At 47.5% G+C, this 21,382-nt stretch carries 18 protein-coding genes; 6 read left to right on the forward strand and 12 right to left on the reverse strand.

The genetic code is table 11. From position 1 onward, the window contains the following. Nucleotides 1–178 precede the first annotated feature (178 nt). Both MHB62_RS05630 and MHB62_RS05635 read right to left on the reverse strand, forming a co-directional pair. The gene (locus MHB62_RS05630) at nucleotides 179–1,333 is read right to left on the reverse strand and encodes an AbrB family transcriptional regulator (RefSeq protein WP_003233112.1); all 1,155 of its coding nucleotides are present in this window, start codon (nucleotides 1,331–1,333) and stop codon (nucleotides 179–181) included. A gap of 106 nt (nucleotides 1,334–1,439) precedes the next feature. Next, entirely contained in the window at nucleotides 1,440–2,645 is a 1,206-nt protein-coding gene (locus MHB62_RS05635; RefSeq protein WP_032721289.1) for an MFS transporter, read from the reverse strand. Nucleotides 2,646–2,758: 113 nt separating this feature from the next. On the opposite strand from MHB62_RS05635, the gene MHB62_RS05640 reads away from it, so the two are divergent. Continuing rightward, nucleotides 2,759–4,486: an ABC transporter substrate-binding protein gene (locus MHB62_RS05640; protein ID WP_404978346.1), complete on the forward strand. Its 1,728-nt coding sequence runs from the start codon at nucleotides 2,759–2,761 to the stop codon at nucleotides 4,484–4,486. 29 nt (nucleotides 4,487–4,515) lie between these two features. On the opposite strand, the gene MHB62_RS05645 is transcribed toward MHB62_RS05640, so the two are convergent. Continuing rightward, nucleotides 4,516–4,842 carry a four-helix bundle copper-binding protein gene (locus MHB62_RS05645; RefSeq protein ID WP_009966950.1) on the reverse strand — a complete coding sequence of 109 codons (327 nt, stop codon included), beginning with the start codon at nucleotides 4,840–4,842 and terminating at the stop codon, nucleotides 4,516–4,518. Nucleotides 4,843–4,959: 117 nt separating this feature from the next. Further along, nucleotides 4,960–5,397 (reverse strand): ferritin family protein, encoded by a 438-nt coding sequence (locus MHB62_RS05650; RefSeq protein WP_029317584.1) that lies wholly within the window; start codon nucleotides 5,395–5,397, stop codon nucleotides 4,960–4,962. A 183-nt stretch (nucleotides 5,398–5,580) separates the two neighbouring features. Between MHB62_RS05650 and addB the strand changes: the two genes are divergently transcribed. The 5 genes from addB to hlpB all read left to right on the forward strand — a co-directional run bounded on the left by addB (nucleotide 5,581) and on the right by hlpB (nucleotide 17,718). After that, entirely contained in the window at nucleotides 5,581–9,081 is a 3,501-nt protein-coding gene (addB, locus tag MHB62_RS05655) for a helicase-exonuclease AddAB subunit AddB (RefSeq protein ID WP_032721292.1), read from the forward strand. Next, nucleotides 9,068–12,766, forward strand: a complete 3,699-nt coding sequence (gene addA / locus MHB62_RS05660) for a helicase-exonuclease AddAB subunit AddA (protein WP_032721294.1) — start codon at nucleotides 9,068–9,070, stop codon at nucleotides 12,764–12,766. The genes addB and addA overlap by 14 nt, the downstream gene beginning before the upstream one ends. Nucleotides 12,767–12,837: 71 nt before the next feature. Then, nucleotides 12,838–14,013 carry an exonuclease subunit SbcD gene (gene sbcD / locus MHB62_RS05665; RefSeq protein WP_032721297.1) on the forward strand — a complete coding sequence of 392 codons (1,176 nt, stop codon included), beginning with the start codon at nucleotides 12,838–12,840 and terminating at the stop codon, nucleotides 14,011–14,013. After that, nucleotides 14,010–17,402 (forward strand): exonuclease subunit SbcC, encoded by a 3,393-nt coding sequence (sbcC, locus tag MHB62_RS05670; RefSeq protein ID WP_032721299.1) that lies wholly within the window; start codon nucleotides 14,010–14,012, stop codon nucleotides 17,400–17,402. The genes sbcD and sbcC overlap by 4 nt, the downstream gene beginning before the upstream one ends. A 13-nt stretch (nucleotides 17,403–17,415) precedes the next feature. Further along, on the forward strand, nucleotides 17,416–17,718 hold the full coding sequence (hlpB, locus tag MHB62_RS05675) for an HNH nuclease-like protein HlpB (protein WP_015252406.1): 303 nt from the start codon (nucleotides 17,416–17,418) through the stop codon (nucleotides 17,716–17,718). 36 nt (nucleotides 17,719–17,754) lie between these two features. On the opposite strand, the gene MHB62_RS05680 is transcribed toward hlpB, so the two are convergent. The 8 genes from MHB62_RS05680 to MHB62_RS05715 all read right to left on the reverse strand — a co-directional run bounded on the left by MHB62_RS05680 (nucleotide 17,755) and on the right by MHB62_RS05715 (nucleotide 21,349). Continuing rightward, entirely contained in the window at nucleotides 17,755–17,973 is a 219-nt protein-coding gene (locus MHB62_RS05680; protein ID WP_003233096.1) for a spore germination protein, read from the reverse strand. Nucleotides 17,974–18,004: 31 nt separating this feature from the next. After that, the gene (locus tag MHB62_RS05685; protein ID WP_010886467.1) at nucleotides 18,005–18,406 is read right to left on the reverse strand and encodes a spore germination protein GerPE; all 402 of its coding nucleotides are present in this window, start codon (nucleotides 18,404–18,406) and stop codon (nucleotides 18,005–18,007) included. After that, nucleotides 18,406–18,582 carry a spore germination protein GerPD gene (gene gerPD, locus MHB62_RS05690; protein WP_003233093.1) on the reverse strand — a complete coding sequence of 59 codons (177 nt, stop codon included), beginning with the start codon at nucleotides 18,580–18,582 and terminating at the stop codon, nucleotides 18,406–18,408. The genes MHB62_RS05685 and gerPD overlap by 1 nt, the downstream gene beginning before the upstream one ends. Beyond that, a complete protein-coding gene (locus MHB62_RS05695) occupies nucleotides 18,579–19,196 on the reverse strand; it encodes a spore germination protein GerPC (protein ID WP_014479393.1) in 618 nt (205 codons plus the stop codon). The genes gerPD and MHB62_RS05695 overlap by 4 nt, the downstream gene beginning before the upstream one ends. Before the next feature lie 22 nt (nucleotides 19,197–19,218). Further along, nucleotides 19,219–19,452 (reverse strand): spore germination protein GerPB, encoded by a 234-nt coding sequence (gene gerPB / locus MHB62_RS05700; protein WP_003233090.1) that lies wholly within the window; start codon nucleotides 19,450–19,452, stop codon nucleotides 19,219–19,221. A 14-nt stretch (nucleotides 19,453–19,466) separates the two neighbouring features. Then, the gene (locus MHB62_RS05705; RefSeq protein ID WP_003233088.1) at nucleotides 19,467–19,688 is read right to left on the reverse strand and encodes a spore germination protein; all 222 of its coding nucleotides are present in this window, start codon (nucleotides 19,686–19,688) and stop codon (nucleotides 19,467–19,469) included. 422 nt (nucleotides 19,689–20,110) lie between these two features. Further along, nucleotides 20,111–20,281 (reverse strand): aspartyl-phosphate phosphatase YisI, encoded by a 171-nt coding sequence (gene yisI, locus MHB62_RS05710; protein ID WP_003233086.1) that lies wholly within the window; start codon nucleotides 20,279–20,281, stop codon nucleotides 20,111–20,113. Between the two features lie 144 nt (nucleotides 20,282–20,425). After that, entirely contained in the window at nucleotides 20,426–21,349 is a 924-nt protein-coding gene (locus MHB62_RS05715) for a CotH kinase family protein (RefSeq protein WP_032721302.1), read from the reverse strand. Nucleotides 21,350–21,382 lie beyond the last annotated feature (33 nt).

A 21,382-nucleotide genomic window follows, 5' to 3' on the forward strand; every position in this document is an offset into this window, starting at 1 on the left:
TAAGAAAAAGAGGTTATTCATTTTAACCTCTTTTTCAATCGTAAGTCGTCAATTATTTCTTTCATTTCACCCTCTGGCAGCACTCACTTCAAATCTGATCCATTAACAACGAAATATCCGCTTATATTTCCCCATCTCGATGGTTTGCGAATTAAAAGTTCTTGAACCTTTTTTTCAACTAGGCACTACTGCCGCTGATTGAGCTCTTTTTGTCTTTTTTTTCACCATGAAGATGGTGAAGCAGACGATAAAACGGCGGCAGCAGGGCAATAACCAGAATGACGCGAATGACCTGAACCGCAACGACAAAGGTGGAATCAGCGTGTAAGGTAACTGACGTCGTCGCCATCTCTGCAATCCCGCCGGGCGCAAATGCCAGAACAGAAGTGATGAGCGAAATTCCTGTCAGCTCGGAAACGATCACGGCGCTCAAAAACATTGCTGCGATTAAACCGACGGACGAGACAAACCCGACGATGATAATACGGGTGACGCCGGCAAACATGCTTTTGTACATCTTAGAGCCGATCGTTGCCCCGAGAAATACTTGTGATACATGGTTAGCTTGTGACGGCCACCATGCCGTCATGTCGTGCCCTGTCACCGCAGCTCCGCCAACATGTACAATTGCTACACCGAGCATGCTGCCGAGCAGCCATGGAGCTGGAAATTTTAAAAATTTCGCAGCTTTGCAAGCTCCCCAGGCAGCGAGAATAAGAATGACGGTCCACAAAACGGGAGCGAGCCTAAAATCTGTCGTTGCAGAAGAAATCGTCTCTGCTGCGGCACTTGCGGTACGATCTTGTTTTGTATAGATCAGAATGACTAAAAACGGAATGGAAAGCACCACGAGCAGCACACGCATCATTTGAACGAGGCTGACTATAGCGGTATTGGCGCCTACTTCCTGTGCGATGCTCGGCATGGCGGAAAGCCCGCCGGGAGCGGTGCCGACAAAGCTAGTCATCATATCCGTTTTGCTGAAACGCCAAAGCACATATCCTGACAGCATGGCCAGCAGGATAGACAATATCAGCATAACGCCGACTGAAAACCAATGGTCTTTGAGAACAGAGAGAACGGATAAATTCAGCTTTTGGCCCAATTCGATGCCGAGGATCATCTGCCCGAGGGCGAGCCATCGTCGGTTAATTCCTTTTTGGTCTGGTGCCATCATCAGCCATGCCGGCCGTATCATGGCGAGGCAGCAGGCGACAATCAGTGTTCCGATCATCCATCCAATTGATATTCCGGTTAATGAAAGAATAAACCCCCCGGCTGCACTGATTGCGATAAACCATAGATCTTTGAGGAGATTTTCGTCTTTCTTCAATGTAAAACCCTTCTTCCTTTTTCACGTAACACTCCAATTGTTCACGTAGTGAATGTATTTATTACTATAGTATATTTTTGTTGATAAAGAAATTATGAATTATTTTCTATAAGCGATTCACTTTTCTTATGACCTTGTGTTCGAGCTTTTCTATTGTGTAAGTCAGAGATAAACCCGCTGTCAGCAGACACACGGCAAGAGCGTAAAAAATCACTTCTCCGCCAAATGATGTCAGGATCAGCCCGCCTGCCAGCGGTCCGATTGAGCGGGATATATCCCAATGCAGACCATAGACAGCATAAAACTGGCCCAGCAAATGAGGCGGCGCCAATTTCGATATGAAGGTCTGGATGTGGGTTAGCCCGATGCTTTCGCCAACCGTCATCACCGCTGCCGTCACTAAAAGCATTGTCAGGGAGGTTGAGCATGCAAAACCGGCAGCCGCAAGGGAGTAGCAAATATAAGTAATGAAGAGGATTGTTTTCATTGAAAGCTTTTCGGTCCCTTTGACAAGAGGTACTTGGAGAACACAGCTGAATAAAGCTTTTGCTGCTGAATAGATGGTCAGCATGGACAGATAATCAGAAAACATGTTTTTGCTGAACAGCCTGTATGTTGTTTCTGTTTGTGCATATAACATGCTGATGGGGAGAGAAAGCAGCAAAAGAAGCAGGACAGGCCTGTATATCGTAAAGCTCGCGGACATTTTCGGGGTAACAGCTGGGTGTAGCGGCTTTGTCTCAGGCAGTTTCAGTGCAGCGATCAGAAAGTAGATAAACAATGCTGCGGCATCTAATGCGAATATCCACACGGGGTTATGATTGTACAGCAGCATCCCCACTAGCGGCCCTGCCGTCAGTCCCGCCGAATAGATCGCATTGATGACCGCAAACACTTCCGAACGTCTGCTTTCCGGCGTGCTTTCGGCGATTTGGGCGCGGGAAGCGGGAATGTACAACGATCTTCCGATGCCATTCATGACATAGAGAATAGCGAAAACATACGCATGCTCAGCAAATACAAACCCTGTCATTGCCGCTGATTGAAGAAGCAATGCGGTCAAAATCGCTGTGCGCCGCCCAATCCGGTCCGCCGCCTTTCCTGCAGCGAGCGTCAGGAAAATATCAGCAAATGGCTGAAGGCTGATGATCAGCATTGGTATCATGATACTGCCGTTTAATTGTTCATGCAGATACAGCACCATAAAAGGTCCCATCATTGCACCTGTCAGGCTTGTCAGCAATTCGCCGAAAAAGCGGAGCCGAACGGGAGCGGTATATCTCGATTTTATAGAGTGAAAACTGGTCAACATGTGATCGCCGCCTTTCGCTGTTTGATATAGTAGTAGTGTATAGAAGGGGCGGCGGCCCAAAAAGTGAAGAAAAGAAGAGATAAAAGTTCCCCTTTTGTCGGGAGGTGCGGGGATTGAAGCTGATAGAGCACTACGTGGCGCTTGTAAAAACAGGCTGCGCCGAGTATGGGCAAATGAACGAAATGACGCTTACTGAGATTGCCGACTGTTTATTTTGTACAGAAAGAAATGCAAAGCTCATTTTACATAAGCTGGAGAACAGCAATTGGATTATCCGGGAAAGCGGGGCGGGGCGCGGCCGTAAATCTAAAATCGCGTTTCTTCGGAGGCCTGAGGAATTGCTTCTTCAAACTGCCAAGGAATATACCATGTCAGGAAAGCTTAAAAAGGCAAAGGAGCTGCTTCAGCAGTATCAGTCCGCATTTCCGGGGCTTCAAAACGAATATAACATGTGGCTTTCAGAGGTGTTCGGATTTGTGACGGAGACGGGCGAGAATGGGACGAAGGATGTTCTGCGGCTGTTCATCGCGCCTGAATCTGTCAGCAGTTTGGATCCATGCCAAATATTTTTGCGGTCTGAGGGCCATTTCGTCAAACAGATATTTGATACACTCTTCACGTTTGATTCGGATATGCAGGAGCCGAAGCCTCATTTGGTTCATGGATGGGAAGAGGTCGGAAAAAAACAATGGAGATTTTTTCTTCGAAAAGGTGTGTCATTTCATAATGGACAGCAGCTGACATCGCGGGACGTTGCGTTTACGTTTCAGCGCTTTTTGGAACTGGGTGACAACCCGTATAAATGGCTTCTGCACGGAGTGAAACAAGTCTTAGAAAAGGGCCCTTATTGTGTGGAACTCATACTCGATAAGCCGAATGCGCTTTTGCCGTATGCTCTTTGTGATGAACGGCTGTCCATACTGCCGGCAGAACAGGGCGGCGGGAAAAATGGAACAGGGCCTTTTCAGGTGAATCAGCAACACAGCGGGATGCTTGTGCTTGAAGCCAATGAGCGCTACTTCAAGGGACGCCCCTATTTGGATCGCGTTGAGTTTGTTTTTTCTGAGCAAGCCGGAGAGATGAACGGTTTTACCATTCAAGAAAAACAAACATGCCCTGAGCAGCAAACTGTTTTTGATGAGCGGCATGTTCAGTATTTGTCGCTTAATCTAAAAAAGAAGGGGCCTCTTCAGCACCGAAGCTTTAGAAAAGCGCTCCGGCTGCTGATTTCCTCTGAACGGCTCGTTCGTGAAGCGGGAGGGCACCGAAGAATCCCGGTTACGTCCTTTTTGCAACCGAGTTCTTTTGAGTGTGAGGGCGTTTCACCATCTGAATTGTTGAAGAAAAGCGGATACGAGGGCGAAACAATCGTGCTTTATACCTTTTCGGAAACGGATCATCGTGAGGACGCCGAATGGATTCAAAATATTTGCGCCCAGCACGGTATCAGGCTTACACTTCAATTCTGTGATGCTGCTGATCTGCGACGGCCGGAAATCGTGCAGATGGCGGATATCATTCATGACAGTGCGACGTTTTATCAAGACAGCGAGTTTGGTTTTCTGCATTTGCTGCTGTCGGAGAACAGTTTCTTGTATCAGCATCTATCTGAAAAGCTGACACAGATATGCTCAGGAATGACAGAGCAGATGTTTTCCATGCCTGACCGTTGTTCGAGAATCAACATCCTGCGTGACATTGACCGGCAGATGATACAGGAGCTGAATGCGATCCCGCTGTATCAAAATGTGCTCCAGGTGACATCAAGTAAAAATGTAAAAGGCCTGGTGCTTGATGAAGAGGGATGGATTGATTTGTACTCCGTATGGCTGTCCAAATAAAAAGAGGGTTCTTTTTTGAACCCTCTTTTTTACGCTGCCATGCTGCGACATTGTTCAGCACAGGTGAAGCAGGCTTTCGCACATGCTTGGCAATGATCATGATCGTGCTTTCCGCATTCAGTGCCGCATGCTTCACAAATATCGGCGCAAAGTGCACAAATTTCTTTCATAAACGGGCTGTCCGTTTGCATGGCTTTGACCGCCAGCGCGCAAATATCCGCGCATTCCCTGTCAAGCCGGATGCAGCCGCTGAGATGATGCTGCACGCTTTCTTCCAAGCATTTAGTGAAACAATGATTGCAAGCCTTCATGCAATCGATGCAAGCCTCAATACAAGCTTCAGAATATTGCTCCATGGTTGATTCCCCCTGTATGACAGTATATGGTTTTATGTTTCCCGGCTGCATTTGAAAAAAACAGGGGAGTGTGTTTTTAGCTAAGGGGATATGTACATATACCCTGAACGGGTATATCTAACGTTCCATCAGATAGTATAGGAACCAGACAGCGTGATTTTGTTCATCACGTGCTGCGCGCGTAAAGACGCCTTTCGCTTTTAAGTTTGACGTTTCCTCGGCCGCACGCAAGTAAAAGTCGACGGTTTCTTGTTCATCTTTAAAAGCGGCGTCCAGTCCTCTTGTGAAATTGTCCGGGCATTCTTCCGTTTGTTTCGGCATGATGTGTTTGCCGGTAATTGAACCATACAGTGTGGAAAATTCACGGAGGTGGCGAATCTCGTCACGCCTGATTTCTTCAATCTGTTTTCTGACTTCATCGCTGTGGGCGAGTTCGGCGAGCTTGCGGTAGCATTGAATGGCACTGAATTCTCCGTTGATGGCCTTCTGCAAATTCCGAATCAAACCAGGATCTTCCCTGTATGGCACCGGATAGGGATAGTAGCTGTAATGCAAGGGGATTCAACTCCATTCTTAGGAATTGGGCTTCTGTAAAAGTATATGTTGGGCAGGGAGAGATGTGCGGAGGTAATCAGCTTTTTATATGTGAAAAGGCCGTTTTTACCAATAGATCAGATTGGTCATTTTGGTCAACATTCGATAAAATATATAGAGATAAAAAGAGAGGGGTATTCTAATTTGGGAGCAGAGTTTTTAGTAGGCAGGTCCGGGAGTGGAAAAACGAAGCTGATCATCAACAGCATTCAGGATGAATTGCGCCGGGCTCCATTCGGGAAGCCGATCATTTTTCTAGTCCCGGATCAAATGACGTTTTTAATGGAATACGAGCTTGCTAAAACGCCAGATATGGGCGGGATGATACGCGCTCAAGTGTTCAGTTTTTCACGATTGGCCTGGCGCGTCCTCCAGCATACGGGAGGAATGAGCAGGCCGTTTCTGACGAGCACCGGCGTACAAATGCTCCTGCGGAAGCTCATTGAGGAGCATAAACAGGAGTTCAAAGTCTATCAAAAAGCGAGTGACAAAAGCGGGTTTACCGCACAGGTTGAGCGGATGCTGACAGAGTTTAAGCGCTATTGTCTGGAACCGGAGGATATCCGCCGGATGGCGGAAAGCGGAACGGCTTCCGAGTATCGTGGAGAACGTGTTTTATCTGAAAAGCTCCATGACTTATCAATTCTGTATCAGCAAATGGAAAAAAGCCTCGCAGATCAATATCTTCACTCTGAGGATTATTTGACATTGCTGGCAGAGCATATCCCGCTTGCGGAAGATATAAAAGGCGCCCATATCTATGTGGATGGCTTTTATCAGTTTACACCGCAGGAATTCAGGGTGTTGGAGCAGCTTATGGTTCATGCGGAGCATATCACGTTTTCGCTCACAGCGGACAAGCCGTCATATGAGCGGGAGCCGCATGAACTGGAATTGTTCAGAATGACGGGGAAAACCTATTACCGCCTGCATCAGAAGGCGAAGGAACTGAATTTGGACATTACGTATAAAGAGCTGAGCGGGACTGAGCGGCATACAAAGACGCCGGAATTGGCGCATCTAGAGGCACAGTATGAAGCGCGTCCGGCCGTTCCATACGCAGAAAAACAAGAAGCCCTTACTGTGATGCAGGCCGCAAACAGACGAGCTGAGCTGGAAGGCATTGCCCGGGAAATTCACGCCCTAGTCAGAGAGAAGGGATATCGCTATAAGGATGTAGCCATTCTTGCGCGCCAGCCGGAAGACTACAAGGATATGGTGAAGGAAGTTTTCGCAGATTACGAGATTCCTTATTTCATTGACGGAAAAGCATCCATGCTGAACCATCCGTTAATTGAATTTATCCGGTCAAGCCTTGATGTTCTGAAAGGGAATTGGCGTTATGAAGCGGTGTTTCGCTGCGTGAAAACCGAACTGCTATTCCCGCTCAATGAACCGAAGGCCAAAGTGAGAGAACAGGTCGATCAGCTCGAAAATTACTGTATCGCCTATGGTATTAAAGGCGACCGCTGGACAAAGGGCGATCGGTTCCAATACAGGCGTTTTGTGTCATTGGATGATGATTTTGCGCAGACTGATCAGGAAATCGAAATGGAAAACATGTTGAATGACACCCGCGATTGGATTGTTCCGCCGCTTTTTCAGCTTCAAAAACGCATGAAAAAAGCGAAGACGGTTCAAGAGAAGGCGGAGGCGCTCTATCGTTATTTAGAAGAGACGGATGTGCCGCTGAAGCTGGATCAGGAAAGGCAGCGTGCTGAGGAAGACGGCAGAATCATTGAAGCGCAGCAGCATCAGCAGGCGTGGGACGCAGTCATTCAGCTGCTTGAGGAGTTTGTTGAAATGATGGGAGATGATGAGATTTCTCTTGATTTGTTTCAGCAAATGATAGAAACCGGCGCGGAGTCGCTTACATTTTCTCTAATTCCGCCTGCGCTTGACCAGGTGTTTGTCGGCAATATGGATTTGTCCAGAATGTATGGCACCTCCTGCACCTTTGTGCTCGGGGCAAACGACGGCGTTCTGCCGGCACGCCCTGATGAAAACGGGGTCCTGTCGGATGATGACCGGGAATGGCTGAAAACGATTGGGGTTGAGCTATCCTCAGGCGGACGGGAGCGTTTGCTTGATGAGCATTTCCTCATCTACATGGCGTTTTCAAGTCCGTCTGACCGGCTTTACGTATCGTATCCGATTGCTGATGCGGAAGGAAAAACGCTTTTGCCGTCGATGATCGTTAAGCGGCTGGAAGAACTGTTTCCGCATCATAAGGAGCGCCTGTTAACAAATGAACCTGAACAGGTCAGCGATGAGGAACAGCTGATGTATGTTGTGAATAAAAGCGTGGCACAGTCCTTTACCGCGAGCCAGCTCAGGTTATGGACTCGGGAATACGACATCAGCGACGTCTGGTGGAGCACGTACAACGTGCTGATGAGTGAGCCGGACAGGCTGCAATCGAAAAAGCTGTTCTCAAGCCTGTTTTTCCGGAATGAAGTGAAGCAGCTTGAACGCAGCGTGTCGAGACAGCTCTATGGTGAACGCATTCAGGGCAGTGTATCGAGAATGGAAACCTTTAACGCATGCCCGTTTTCCCATTTTGCGTCACACGGGCTGCATTTGAAGGAACGGCAATTCTTCAAGCTTGAAGCACCGGATATCGGCCAGCTGTTTCATTCCAGCTTAAAGCTGATTTCTGACAGGCTGCGTGAGCAAAAGCTGGATTGGCGCGATTTAACGAAGGAGCAGTGCGAGCTGTTTTCCTATGATGCGGTAGAGCGGCTGGCACCGAAACTGCAAAAGGAAATTCTGCTCAGCTCAAACCGGCATTATTATGTGAAGGAAAAACTGCAAAAAATTGTGACACGTGTGTCCGGCATTTTAAGCGAGCATGCGAAAGCGAGCGGATTCGTACCGATCGGGCTTGAACTGGGCTTTGGAGGAAAAGGGCCGCTTCCGCCGCTGACCTTTCAACTGAAAAACGGCTGTACGATGGAACTCGTCGGGCGAATTGACCGTGTTGATAAGGCTGAAAGCTCAAAAGGCCTGCTCCTCAGGATTGTCGATTATAAATCAAGCGACAAAGGCCTTGACTTAGCGGAAGTATATTACGGATTGGCACTGCAAATGCTGACGTACCTTGATTTATCGATCACACATTCAGCTGACTGGCTCGGGATGAGGGCGACGCCTGCCGGAGTGCTGTATTTCCATATTCATGACCCGATGATTCAATCTAATCTCCCGCTTGGGCTTGACGAGATTGAACAGGAGATTTTTAAGAAATTTAAAATGAAGGGCTTGCTCCTCGGTGATCAGGAAGTGGTTCGCCTCATGGATACAACCCTTCAAGAGGGACGTTCAAATATCATAAACGCCGGCTTGAAAAAAGACGGATCTCTTAGATCAGACTCGGCAGCAGTCGGTGAAAAGGAATTTGATCTTTTGACAAAGCATGTGCGCCGCACCTTCCAGGAAGCGGGCGAACAAATCACCGACGGGCGCGTATCCATTGAGCCGTACAAAATGAAGAACAAGACGCCGTGCACATACTGTGCGTTCAAATCAGTATGCCAATTTGATGAATCACTGGAAGAAAACGAGTATCGCCCATTAAAGGCTGAAAAGGACAAGACAATACTTGAGTGGATAAAAAAGGAGGCGGATGGCAATGAACATTCCTAAACCGGCAGACAGCACATGGACAGATGACCAATGGAATGCCATTGTTTCAACCGGCCAGGATATTCTTGTGGCAGCGGCTGCGGGCTCTGGTAAAACCGCTGTGCTCGTTGAACGAATGATTCGGAAAATCACCGCGGAGGAAAACCCAATAGATGTAGACCGTCTTCTCGTTGTGACATTTACAAACGCCTCAGCGGCAGAGATGAAGCACCGAATCGCGGAAGCCTTGGAAAAAGAGCTTGTACAGCGCCCCGGCTCGCTGCATATTAGACGCCAGCTGTCTCTTTTAAACCGGGCCAGCATTTCGACGCTCCATTCCTTTTGCCTGCAAGTGCTGAAGAAATATTACTACTTGATCGATCTTGATCCGGGCTTTCGGATAGCTGATCAGACGGAAGGCGAGCTGCTCGGGGATGAAGTGCTTGACGAGCTGTTTGAAGACGAATACGCAAAGGGTGAAAAGGCGTTTTTTGAGCTTGTTGACCGCTATACGACAGACCGGCATGATCTGGATCTGCAATTTCTCGTTAAACAGGTGTACGAGTATTCCCGATCCCATCCCAACCCGGAGGCGTGGCTGGAAAGCTTTGTTCATTTGTATGATGTATCAGAAAAGAGCGCCATCGAGGAGCTGCCGTTTTATCAATATGTCAAAGAAGATATTGCAATGGTGCTTAACGGGGCGAAGGAAAAGCTCTTGCGCGCGCTTGAGCTGACGAAAGCGCCGGGCGGCCCGGCGCCGCGTGCTGACAATTTTCTTGATGATCTTGCTCAGATTGATGAACTGATTCAGCATCAGGACGATTTCAGTGAACTATATAAGCGGGTGCCCGCCGTCTCTTTTAAGCGTGCCAAAGCAGTAAAAGGGGATGAGTTCGATCCAGCGCTCCTTGATGAGGCGACAGATTTGAGGAACGGCGCAAAAAAACTGCTTGAAAAGCTCAAAACCGACTACTTCACGCGAAGTCCTGAACAGCACTTGAAAAGCCTAGCCGAGATGAAGCCTGTCATTGAAACGCTCGTACAGCTTGTCATCAGCTATGGAAAACGATTCGAAGCTGCGAAACAGGAAAAATCAATCATCGATTTTTCGGATTTGGAGCATTACTGTTTAGCGATTTTGACAGCTGAGAATGACAAAGGTGAACGTGAGCCGAGCGAGGCTGCAAGGTTTTATCAGAAACAGTTTCATGAGGTGCTCGTTGACGAATATCAGGATACCAACCTCGTGCAGGAATCGATTCTGCAGCTCGTCACAAGCGGTCCGGAGGAGACTGGTAACCTGTTTATGGTAGGAGATGTCAAACAGTCGATTTATCGATTCAGGCTTGCGGAGCCGCTTCTTTTCCTCTCTAAATACAAACGGTTTACAGAGAGCGGAGAAGGCACGGGGCGGAAAATCGATTTAAATAAAAATTTCCGAAGCCGGGCTGATATTTTAGACAGCACAAACTTTTTATTTAAACAGCTGATGGGCGGCAAAATCGGTGAGGTCGATTATGACGAGCAGGCTGAGCTGAAGCTTGGTGCAGCGTATCCGGACAATGACGAGACGGAAACAGAGCTGCTGCTGATCGACAACGCAGAAGATACGGATGCAAGCGAGGAAGCAGAAGAGCTTGAAACGGTGCAGTTTGAGGCAAAAGCCATCGCTAAGGAAATTCGCAAGCTGATTTCATCGCCATTTAAGGTGTATGACGGAAAAAAGAAAACACATCGCAATATTCAATACCGAGATATCGTGATTTTGCTCCGTTCGATGCCGTGGGCTCCGCAAATCATGGAGGAGCTGAGAGCACAGGGCATACCGGTTTACGCCAATTTAACGTCAGGCTATTTTGAAGCGGTCGAAGTCGCCGTCGCGCTTTCTGTGCTGAAGGTGATTGATAATCCGTATCAGGATATACCGCTTGCCTCTGTGCTGCGCTCACCGATTGTCGGAGCAGATGAAAACGAGCTGTCTTTGATCCGGCTTGAAAATAAAAAAGCGCCGTACTATGAGGCGATGAAAGACTACCTGGCTGCTGGTGACCGGAACGATGAGCTTTATCAAAAGCTAAATACGTTTTACGGACATCTGCAAAAATGGCGCGCGTTTTCGAAAAACCACTCAGTATCTGAGCTGATTTGGGAAGTGTACCGCGACACCAAATATATGGATTATGTCGGCGGGATGCCGGGCGGAAAACAGCGCCAGGCCAATTTGCGTGTTCTTTATGACAGGGCGCGTCAATATGAATCAACGGCATTTCGCGGCTTGTTCCGTTTCCTGCGGTTTATCGAACGCATGCAGGAGCGGGGCGATGATCTTGGTACGGCGAGAGCGCTCAGCGAGCAGGAGGATGTTGTCCGCTTAATGACGATTCACAGCAGCAAAGGGCTCGAATTTCCAGTCGTGTTTGCAGCAGGTCTCGGCCGGAATTTCAACATGATGGATTTGAACAAATCGTACCTGCTGGATAAGGAGCTCGGATTTGGCACGAAGTATATTCATCCGCAATTACGCATCAGCTATCCGACACTTCCGCTCATTGCGATGAAGAAAAAAATGCGCAGGGAGCTGCTGTCAGAGGAATTGCGTGTTCTCTATGTTGCATTAACGAGAGCGAAGGAAAAGCTGTTTCTGATTGGCTCATGTAAGGATCATCAGAAACAGCTTGCAAAATGGCAGGCATCCGCGTCCCAAACGGATTGGCTTCTGCCAGAATTTGACCGCTATCAGGCGAAAACGTATCTAGATTTCATCGGGCCGGCTCTTGCCAGGCACAGAGACTTGGAGGATTTGGCTGGTGTGCCAGCACACGCTGACATCTCAGATCACCCGGCTCGTTTTGCCGTTCAAATGATCCATTCCTATGATTTGCTTGATGATGATCTGGAAGAAAGAATGGAAGAAAAAAGCGAGCGCCTAGAAGCGATCCGCCGAGGTGAATCAGTTCCCGGCTCGTTTGCGTTTGATGAAAAAGTCCGCGAGCAGCTGAGCTGGACATACCCGCATCACGAGGTGACGCAAATTCGGACAAAGCAATCGGTTTCTGAGATCAAAAGAAAAAGAGAGTACGAGGATGAATACAGCGGCAGGGCCCCTGTAAAACCGGCTGATGGAAGCATTCTGTACAGACGTCCCGCTTTTATGATGAAAAAAGGCCTGACAGCGGCAGAGAAAGGGACTGCCATGCATACGGTTATGCAGCATATCCCGCTGTCACATGTGCCGTCGATAGAAGAAGCTGAGCAGACGGTTCACAGGCTTTATGAAAAAGAGCTTCTCACTGAAGAACAAAAAGACGCAATTGATATAGAAGAAATCGTGCAATTTTTCCATACAGAAATCGGCGGACAGCTGATCGGCGCAAAGTGGAAGGACAGGGAAATACCATTCAGCTTAGCGCTTCCGGCCAAGGAGATCTATCCTGATGCACAGGAGGCAGATGAGCCGCTTTTAGTGCAGGGTATCATTGACTGTCTCTATGAAACTGAGGACGGATTATATCTATTGGATTATAAGTCGGACCGGATTGAGGGCAAATTCCAGCATGGATTTGAAGGAGCGGCCCCGATCTTGAAGAAACGATATGAAACGCAAATTCAGCTGTACACGAAGGCAGTGGAGCAAATTGCAAAAACAAAGGTAAAGGGATGTGCGCTTTATTTCTTTGACGGAGGGCACATTCTGACATTATAGCGAGATCCAAAAGCTCCGGAATTTCAGGCGGAGCGGGTCTCGTTTTCTATATAAAAGAGAGGTGAAAGCATTTGCGGATTTTACATACGGCTGACTGGCATCTTGGAAAAACGCTTGAAGGAAGAAGCAGGCTGAGTGAACAGGCCGATGTGCTGGATGAAATAAATACGATTGTAAAGGATGAGCAGATCGATGCCATTGTAATGGCGGGGGATGCATTTGACACCGTAAACCCGCCAGCTTTAGCCGAGCAGCTGTTTTATGAAAGCCTGTCTGCGCTTAGCGACAGAGGAAAGCGCCCGATCGTCGTCATTGCCGGAAACCACGATAATCCTGACCGTTTGTCCGCCGCTTCACCGCTGACACATGAAAACGGCATTCATTTAATCGGTTATCCGACAACAGAGCCGATTCATATTGAAGTGCCTTCAGCAGGAGAGCTTTTGGCGGTTGGAGCGCTGGCGTACCCATCTGAAGCGCGGTTAAATGAAGTGCTATCCGATACGTTTGATGAAAAGCTGCTCCGTGATCACTATGATGTGAAAATCAGGCAGGCGTTTGAGCATATGACAAGCCGGTTCCGGACCGATGCAGTGAAGATTGCCGCCAGCCATATTTATGTGGCAGGCGGAAACCAAACCGATTCAGAGCGGCCGATTGAAGTCGGCGGTGCATACACGGTGGCTGCTGAAAGCCTGCCGGCAGATGCCGCTTACGTTGCGCTCGGCCATTTGCATCGCCCGCAAACGATCAAGCGGGCGAGGACGCTTGCGCGTTATTCAGGATCTCCGCTCGCCTACAGCTTTTCTGAAGCGGGCTACGCTAAATCAGTGACGATTGTGGACGCAAAGCCTGGGGAAGAGGCCAGTTGGCAAGAGGTGTTATTATCAAGCGGCAAGCCACTTGTGAAGTGGAAAGCGGCAAATGGATTAAGTGAGGTGTACAGCTGGCTGGATGAAGGCAGAGATCAGAATGCTTGGATTGACTTGGAAATCCGTGTCGCGGACCAGCTGTCACTTGAAGAGATTCACAGGCTGCGGAAGGCGCACCCGGGCTTTATCCATATCAGGCCGGTTTTTGAAGAACAGAACAAAGACCGGAAACGGATCGAGGTTAAACATGTCTCAATCGAGGACCGCTTTAAGAAATTTTATGAAAAACAAACTGGCGGTGCGGTGCCGGATGAAGAAATGGTGAAGCTGTTTTTAGAGCTTGCATCAGGCGTTGAAGAGGAGGATGCGAAATGAAGCCGATCGCCTTAAGCATTAAGGGGCTCCACAGCTTTAGAGAGGAGCAGACGATAGATTTTGAAGGCCTTTCCGGTGCCGGTGTTTTCGGCATTTTCGGCCCGACAGGAAGCGGTAAATCCTCTATTCTCGACGCAATGACGCTTGCTTTATACGGAAAGGTGGAACGGGCGGCGAATAATACGCACGGTATCTTAAACCAGGCGGAAGATACGCTGTCTGTTTCCTTTACCTTTGCGCTTCAGACGAATCACCAAATCTCATACAAAGTCGAGCGTGTGTTTAAGAGAACGGATGAAATGAAGGTAAAAACGGCACTTTGCCGCTTCATCGAAATCAAGGACGAGCATACGGTGCTGGCTGATAAAGCCAGCGAAGTGAATAAAAGAGTTGAGGAGCTCTTAGGGCTGACGATCGACGATTTTACGAGAGCGGTGGTGCTGCCCCAAGGGAAATTTGCTGAATTTCTGTCTTTAAAAGGGGCAGAGCGCAGGCATATGCTTCAGCGTTTATTTAATTTGGAGCAATATGGAGACAGGCTTGTGAAAAAGCTGAGACGGCAGGCGCAGGAAGCCAATGCGAGAAAAAATGAAATGCTTGCTGAACAGTCCGGTCTCGGTGAGGCGAGCTCAGAGGCAGTGGAGCAGGCTGAAAAGGCTCTCGAACAAGCTGAAGCCCGGCTGGAAGCGATGAGGAAGAACCGTGATCAGGCGAAGGAGCGGTTTACAGAGCATCAGGAGATATGGAATGTCCAAAAGGAAAAATCCGCTTATGAAGAAGAGGAAAAACGTCTCGCAGAAGAACAGCCGCATATAGACAGCATGCAAAAACGCCTGCTGGAAGCAGAAACAGCAGCAGCCCTTAAGCCCTATGCGGACCGGTACGCAGAAGCGATCCAGCATGAGGAGCAAGCTGAAAAGGAACAAACGCTAGCCCAAAAGGATTTAGCAGACCGGACAGCTTTCTTTCAGCAAAAACATGAAGAGTATGAAGCGTGGCGCCAGCATAAAAGCGAGAAAGAGCCTGAGCTTTTAGCCAAACAGGAACAGCTTTCACGCTTGCAGGAAATCGAAATCAAACTGAGTGAGGCCAAGCAAGAGGAAGAGCGCAAAAAGGCTGACCTTCGGCAGAAAGAAGAGGCTCTTCAATCTGTCATGAATGAATTGGAGACCGTAACAGACCGCCTGACACGAGGGCAAAACAGACAGACAGAATTGAAACAGCAGCTCAAATCCCTGCAGGTGACATCCAATGAGCGAAAAAGCTGCCATCAGGCTGCAGAAATGGCATTGCGCATCAGACAAACCGAGGAGCAAATCAAAAAAGAGAAAAAACGAAGTGAAGAATTGAACCTCGTGCTGCAGAAGATGAATGAAGAGAAGAATACACTCGTTCAAAAGACGGAAGCGGAAGAAAACAACATCATTCAGGCATATGAGGCTGTACAAACTGTGTACCATTTGGTGTGCGAAACGGAACGCTCATTAACACATATGACGGAAGAGGCTAGAAAGAGTCAACACACGCTTCACTTACAGCGTGAAAAAGCAAGGGTGGCACTGCTGACAAAAGAGTTAGCCCAAAAGCTGACTGCCGGAAAGCCTTGCCCGGTATGCGGTTCAACCGATCATGATCCATCTGCCTCAGTACATGAAACGTATGAAGCCGACAGCCATCTTGAAGAGGACATCAAACGGACAGATGTGTTATTGACGGAAGCTGCAGCTCTCAGCCAGGAGATTCTTTCAGCCAAAATTACGCTTGAAGAACAGTCCGCGCGCTTTATTGAACAGTGTCCGTTTTTGCAGACAATTCAAGCACAGAACCTTGAAGCGGCAGCTTCCTTCGAACATCAGCCGGTGTATGAAGCATTTGAAACTGCCAAATTCGAATGGAAACGAATCAAGCAGGACATTCTTTCTGTTAAGACACGAATGGCACAAATGATCGGCGCCTATCAGGAATCTTTAAAAAAGGCCGAGCAGCTTAATGAAAAAATCGGTTTTGAAAAAAGAGAAGCTGACCGTATTGAAAGCATCATCAGCGAGCTTCAATCCTCAATGGACGGCAGTCTGAACATGTTTAAAGAAGCATTTCAGAATCAATCTGTGGACGAAGCAGAAAAATGGCAGCAAGCCATTGAAGAAAAGGACCGGGCTGCAGAAGAATGTGAAAAACGAATTGAGAAGAGTATCACGTTTCTTGCTGAGCATGAAGCACAAAAGGAAAAACTGCGGGAATCGGGACACCGGCTTGAGCGGGAAAAGCTGGAGCTTCATTATGCGGCTGAACGCATCAAGAGCGTGATAGCTGATTATGAGCACGAACTCGGAGATTATGCAAAAGGAGATTCGATTCAAATCAAACTCCGCTCTGTCCAGCAGGATCTAAAGCTGTTAAAGGAAAAAGAACAATCTTTATATGAAGAACTGCAAAGCGCCCAAATGAAGCTCAACCAGGCGAAAAGCCGCGCTTCGGCAAGCGAGCTCACTCTTCAAGAGGCGAAGGGCAGATTCGAAAAAGCAAAAGCTGCTTGGCTTGAGCATACAAAAAACACCTCCATTACCCGGACTGAGGAGGTTGAACAAAGTCTCATCCCAGCTGATGAACTTGAAAAGATGAAAACCGGCATAGACCAGTTTATGGATAAACTGAAGCAAAATGCTGCAAACTTAAAACGAGTAGCAGAGATACTTGCCGGCAGAGCATTATCAGAGAGCGAATGGAACGAAACCGTTGCAGCATTACAAAAAGCTGAGGACGCATTTGGCGCTGCTATAGAGGAAAAAGGCGCGGCAGCAAAAGCACTGGCTGTCATTCGCGACCATCATAAACGGTTTAATGAAATTGAAGCTGAACTGAAAAAATGGCAGACGCATATCGACAGGCTGGACAAGCTGCAAGCTGTGTTTAAAGGCAATACCTTCGTCGAATTTTTAGCTGAGGAGCAGCTTGAAAGCGTTGCGAGGGACGCTTCAGCAAGACTCAGTATGCTGACAAGACAGCGCTATGCCATCGAAGTAGATTCAGAAGGCGGCTTCGTGATGCGGGATGATGCGAATGGAGGCGTACGACGCCCGGTTTCCAGTTTGTCTGGAGGAGAGACCTTCCTCACCTCGCTTTCACTTGCTCTTGCGCTGTCTGCGCAGATTCAGCTTCGCGGGGAATACCCGCTTCAGTTCTTTTTCTTAGATGAAGGCTTCGGCACACTGGATCAAGATCTGCTTGATACGGTTGTAACGGCCTTGGAAAAACTTCAGTCAGACAATCTGGCTGTCGGTGTCATCAGCCATGTGCAGGAACTGCGTGCACGGCTTCCGAAAAAGCTGATCGTCCATCCGGCTGAACCGAGCGGCCGCGGTACGCGGGTATCACTTGAGTTGATGTAAGGGAGGAGCGGATATGGCAAAGCAGACTGCCGGAATATGTGAGCTGTGTGGCCGGAGCAATGTCCAGCTGACAGAGCATCATCTCACACCGAAAGAGGAAGGCGGAACGTTTTTGCCGACAGCGATGCTCTGTATTCCTTGCCATAAACAGATTCATGCCTTATATACCAATCAAGAGCTCGCCGTACGTTTAAACGGAATGGCTGAACTCAGAAGCGATCCAGAGCTTGCCCGGTTTGTCAAATGGATCAGAAAACAGCCGCCTGAGAAGCTGATCAAAACAAAGAAATCAAATGAACGAAAAAAGAAAAAATGACTAAAAAGCAGCCCTCTCTTTGCAGAGCGGCTGCTTTTATCCGTTTCCAACCATATCCTGATCGTTGACATCGGGGTCTATATAATTTGTCGCGTTGACTGCGTTATTTAATAGAAGGAAATCTCCCGTGTTTCCTGCTCCCGAACCGAGCGCAGATTTTGAAGAGCTTTTCGGAGAAAGGTAAAAGGAATCACCAAAGTTTACGACTCCGCCCGATATGGAATTGATAGCTATAGGCCCGACAATTGCTGGCATAAACGACACCCTTTATCGAAGTCTCTGTTTATTATATGTTCTTGGCGGGCGATTGTGAGCGCGGAGACTGAATCTGTCTGATATGTTTGAGTCTCGCATCACCGCGAATAAGCGAAGCTGATCCGGCATGTAAAACAGAAGAGGCTGAGACCCCTTGAATTTTGATGCTGCGAACATAAATAGCCGGCACCTCGTGGCAAAAAGCGCTTTGTACACCTGTTTCGGGGAGCGGCTTCACGGCCTGCTGCTGAAAGATCTGATACTCCTTTTTGTTAAATGAGCCTTCATTATGGTAAAACGTGGACAGAGAACGCTGCACAGCAAATACTTTTACACTCATATCGATTTCATTTGTGTCGCCAACTTGAAACACACTTGCGATCCCGAGGGAATTAAACTTAACTAGTCTGATGCGCGATATGCGTTTAAGCATTATTCTGGCGCAAGCGGAGCAAACGGCCCAATAATAAGAGATTCAGGCGGTGTATCAAAAATAGAAGACAGGTAAATGGATTCAGTGTCTCCGATGTGGAAAACGGAGGAACTGGACACACCGTTCATCCGGATGTCCCCGACTTCCAAGCTGCGGTTGATGACTGTAAAGATCATGCTTGCTCATCTCCTTTCATTTCTGATGGAATATGCTCCAGAAAGTGTTCTACAGCGCGGATGACATCACGCTTCACATGCTCAGCGATATGTTCTGCATATTGTGCAGGCGGTGTATGTTCTTCTTTTTTGATATGGGACATATAATAATGGATTCGGCTGTCCATTTGTTTTCTGATGTCTTCAATAACATGATGTCTGTTTGTATCGTCAAGTCTGCTGTCATATTGGTTTTCAAGCTGTTCCAAAATATCTGGGATTTCCTCGGTTAAGTACATGTCGACATTCTGGCGGATCTGCTGCATGAGCTGAGCGCTCTCTTCCTGCTGCATCATCCCGATTTGCGGTGTCGACTGGCTGACTTCAAAGTTTTGGACGCTGTTCGGGTCAGTCGGATTTAAACCGATGTTCAAAGTCCCGTCGAGCCTTTCGATTTTCAACTGATCAAATTTATACTCCACACGCTCAATGGTAGTGGCCGGCCGCTGTTTCATCGTATTCATTTCAGTTTGAATCTCTTTCAGCTGACGTTCGAGCTGCTGAATGTGAATCGCCTGCTGCTGAACGAAGGAATTCAAGTTTTGCAGGTAAGAGGAAACAGATTGATCATACATGTTCTTCACCTCTTTCATATGATTAACGGCCAGGAGGCTGGAGCGGGACCAATGAACCTGTGTCGGGCTCCTGCAGCTGGAGCGGTTGCCCTGAGCCAGAAACTTCTGGTGCCGGTTCTACATAGCTTCCTGTATTATACAAATTTGACAGTGACTTGATTGATCCGGCGCTCCCGATTTGCAGAATGGAGGAGTTGCTGATTGATTCCAGCCGGAGATAGTTGATTTGAATGGTTTGATTAATATAGAAGTTCATGAGCCTCACTCCTTTTACGCATTGGCCACGATCGGCTGATCAACCGCATCATTGTCATACACATTCGTAGCGTTTTGATAATTCATCACCTTGAGGCTGTCGCCGGTATTAAAGCTGCCAGCACCGGCAAACGTTCTGACCTGAGCCTGAGGAGAAATCGTAATGCAGTCCCCGATGTGAACGACTCCGCTCGTACCAATCGCATTAATTTTAAACGCTCCGACAATGGCCGGCATACGAGCACATCCTTTGTTGAAAAATTAAAAAAAGACAGGTAAAGTGAAATGACAATTCTGATTTCAATTGGGCTATTCACGATAGCTTATGACAAACGCACATATGTGTGAGAGAAATTTAAAGGGGACATATCGGCTCTTGATGAAAGCGTTTTATTTTTTCGGGCCGTTATGTTTAAACATGGCAAAAGAGGATGTTGGGTATAAATTGAGCGGAAATGCGGCGAAGGATGCCGCTATCCGCCTATGGTGATTTTTGTTTATTTCTTTGATGTTTTTGCGTGTAGAATGCTTTTTGGAGTATGTCGTGCTGCGGTATTCGATTTTTGGGCGGGCACATTCTCGCCCTGAGGTATATCCCAGAAGTGCTGAGCAAAAAGCGGAGTTACATGTGGTGTATTCTAATTGTTATAGAAAATGATTTACATACGGGAGTTTTCAAGATATCTCCCAAAAATCATTTCTTCTTTAATCCGGGTATTCAGCAGGATATCCAGCTCTTGGCTGCATTGAATCGTTTCTTTTGAATTCATGCCGTATTTTTGTGCGGTTTCAATTAGTGTGATCCTCATTTCTTCAATTTTACTGTTCATTACGCTATCTCCAATTCTAGATTTTATTTTGATATAAATACAGGATATCGTTAGTATAACCTATTTTGGCTCAAAAGGTTGCCTTTCGTCAATTTGACTAAAAAAGCGACAATTTTTGCTGCGGCCTTTTTAATGGAGAAAGGACTAAAGTCTTGCTAAGTGTGCTTGCAAAAAGTCCTGCCGTTCCTCAATTTCTCTAAGTATGTTTGTCTGCTCCTTTTCGATCTGAAAGGGGCTTTTTTTGATAAAAGGATCATCAGCAGCACTTTGACAAATGTCAAGGTGCCATTCGTTGATGAGAGGAGATAATCGTTCAATAGTAAACGACCGCTTCAGCACGTTTTTCATTAAGGTGTGATATTGCGACCTGAAGGCGGGAATGGATAGAAGCCTTGACGAAAGCGTCTTTCCTTTTGTCAGAAGCGGGTCTTCTTCATACCATTCTTGTACGGCAAGCGATCTTGTCTCCATCGGGGAAACGTAAAGCCGGCCGGATTCGTTTAAACAAAATGTGTAGTAAAAGCATTGATTGGTGCAGGCGTTGCCGATCAGCCACAAAAAAAACAGCTTGACATTCAGATACAATTTAATCCTTTCAGCCAATTCGTCATCTCCGGCTGTGCGGATCAGTATGAAAAATTCATGTAAGAATGCCGAGGAATCATTGTTAAAAAGGGACAACGGAACCCTTGGATCGGCCGTCTTCACTCCGTAACTCGTTTTACTGGCTGGCTGATGGTTCTTGATGTTCAAATAAATGCCTTCAGGCTGGCCATTGATGGTCAGAAAGCTGTACGAGGCAGCGGGAGCAGGTACGCCGATCTTGTCAAAAAAACAATAGGCGAGTCTGCGCCGCATCAGGGACGGATCATCCTGTTCTGCATTCAAAAAAAGTGTCCTTTCACCAAGCAGAGACTTTTCCCAGCTGATTTCATAGGATGCCTTTTCCGCTCTGTCACGCTGTGTGAGAAGAATGGGAGAAACAGATCGATCTGTTACGAAAAGCCCCTTGGCAGTACCTTTCCTTTTTAGCTGCTCCCGATGAAAAAATAAATGCACGCGCTCCATATTCTTTCCTCCTTCTCAAAACGACATTTGTAT

Source organism: Bacillus sp. FSL K6-0255 (genome assembly GCF_045040725.1).
Lineage (GTDB): Bacteria > Bacillota > Bacilli > Bacillales > Bacillaceae > Bacillus > Bacillus subtilis.

Coding starts and splice junctions, on each gene's coding strand:
- hlpB (WP_015252406.1), top strand. CDS start 17,416: ATGGCAAAGCAGACTGCCGGAATATGTGAGCTGTGTGGCCGGAGCAAT.
- MHB62_RS05695 (WP_014479393.1), bottom strand. CDS start 19,196: ATGTATGATCAATCTGTTTCCTCTTACCTGCAAAACTTGAATTCCTTC.
- gerPB (WP_003233090.1), bottom strand. CDS start 19,452: ATGAACTTCTATATTAATCAAACCATTCAAATCAACTATCTCCGGCTG.
- addA (WP_032721294.1), top strand. CDS start 9,068: ATGAACATTCCTAAACCGGCAGACAGCACATGGACAGATGACCAATGG.
- MHB62_RS05645 (WP_009966950.1), bottom strand. CDS start 4,842: ATGGAGCAATATTCTGAAGCTTGTATTGAGGCTTGCATCGATTGCATG.
- yisI (WP_003233086.1), bottom strand. CDS start 20,281: ATGAACAGTAAAATTGAAGAAATGAGGATCACACTAATTGAAACCGCA.
- gerPD (WP_003233093.1), bottom strand. CDS start 18,582: ATGATCTTTACAGTCATCAACCGCAGCTTGGAAGTCGGGGACATCCGG.
- MHB62_RS05715 (WP_032721302.1), bottom strand. CDS start 21,349: ATGGAGCGCGTGCATTTATTTTTTCATCGGGAGCAGCTAAAAAGGAAA.
- sbcC (WP_032721299.1), top strand. CDS start 14,010: ATGAAGCCGATCGCCTTAAGCATTAAGGGGCTCCACAGCTTTAGAGAG.
- MHB62_RS05635 (WP_032721289.1), bottom strand. CDS start 2,645: ATGTTGACCAGTTTTCACTCTATAAAATCGAGATATACCGCTCCCGTT.
- MHB62_RS05680 (WP_003233096.1), bottom strand. CDS start 17,973: ATGCCAGCAATTGTCGGGCCTATAGCTATCAATTCCATATCGGGCGGA.
- MHB62_RS05685 (WP_010886467.1), bottom strand. CDS start 18,406: ATGCTTAAACGCATATCGCGCATCAGACTAGTTAAGTTTAATTCCCTC.
- MHB62_RS05705 (WP_003233088.1), bottom strand. CDS start 19,688: ATGCCGGCCATTGTCGGAGCGTTTAAAATTAATGCGATTGGTACGAGC.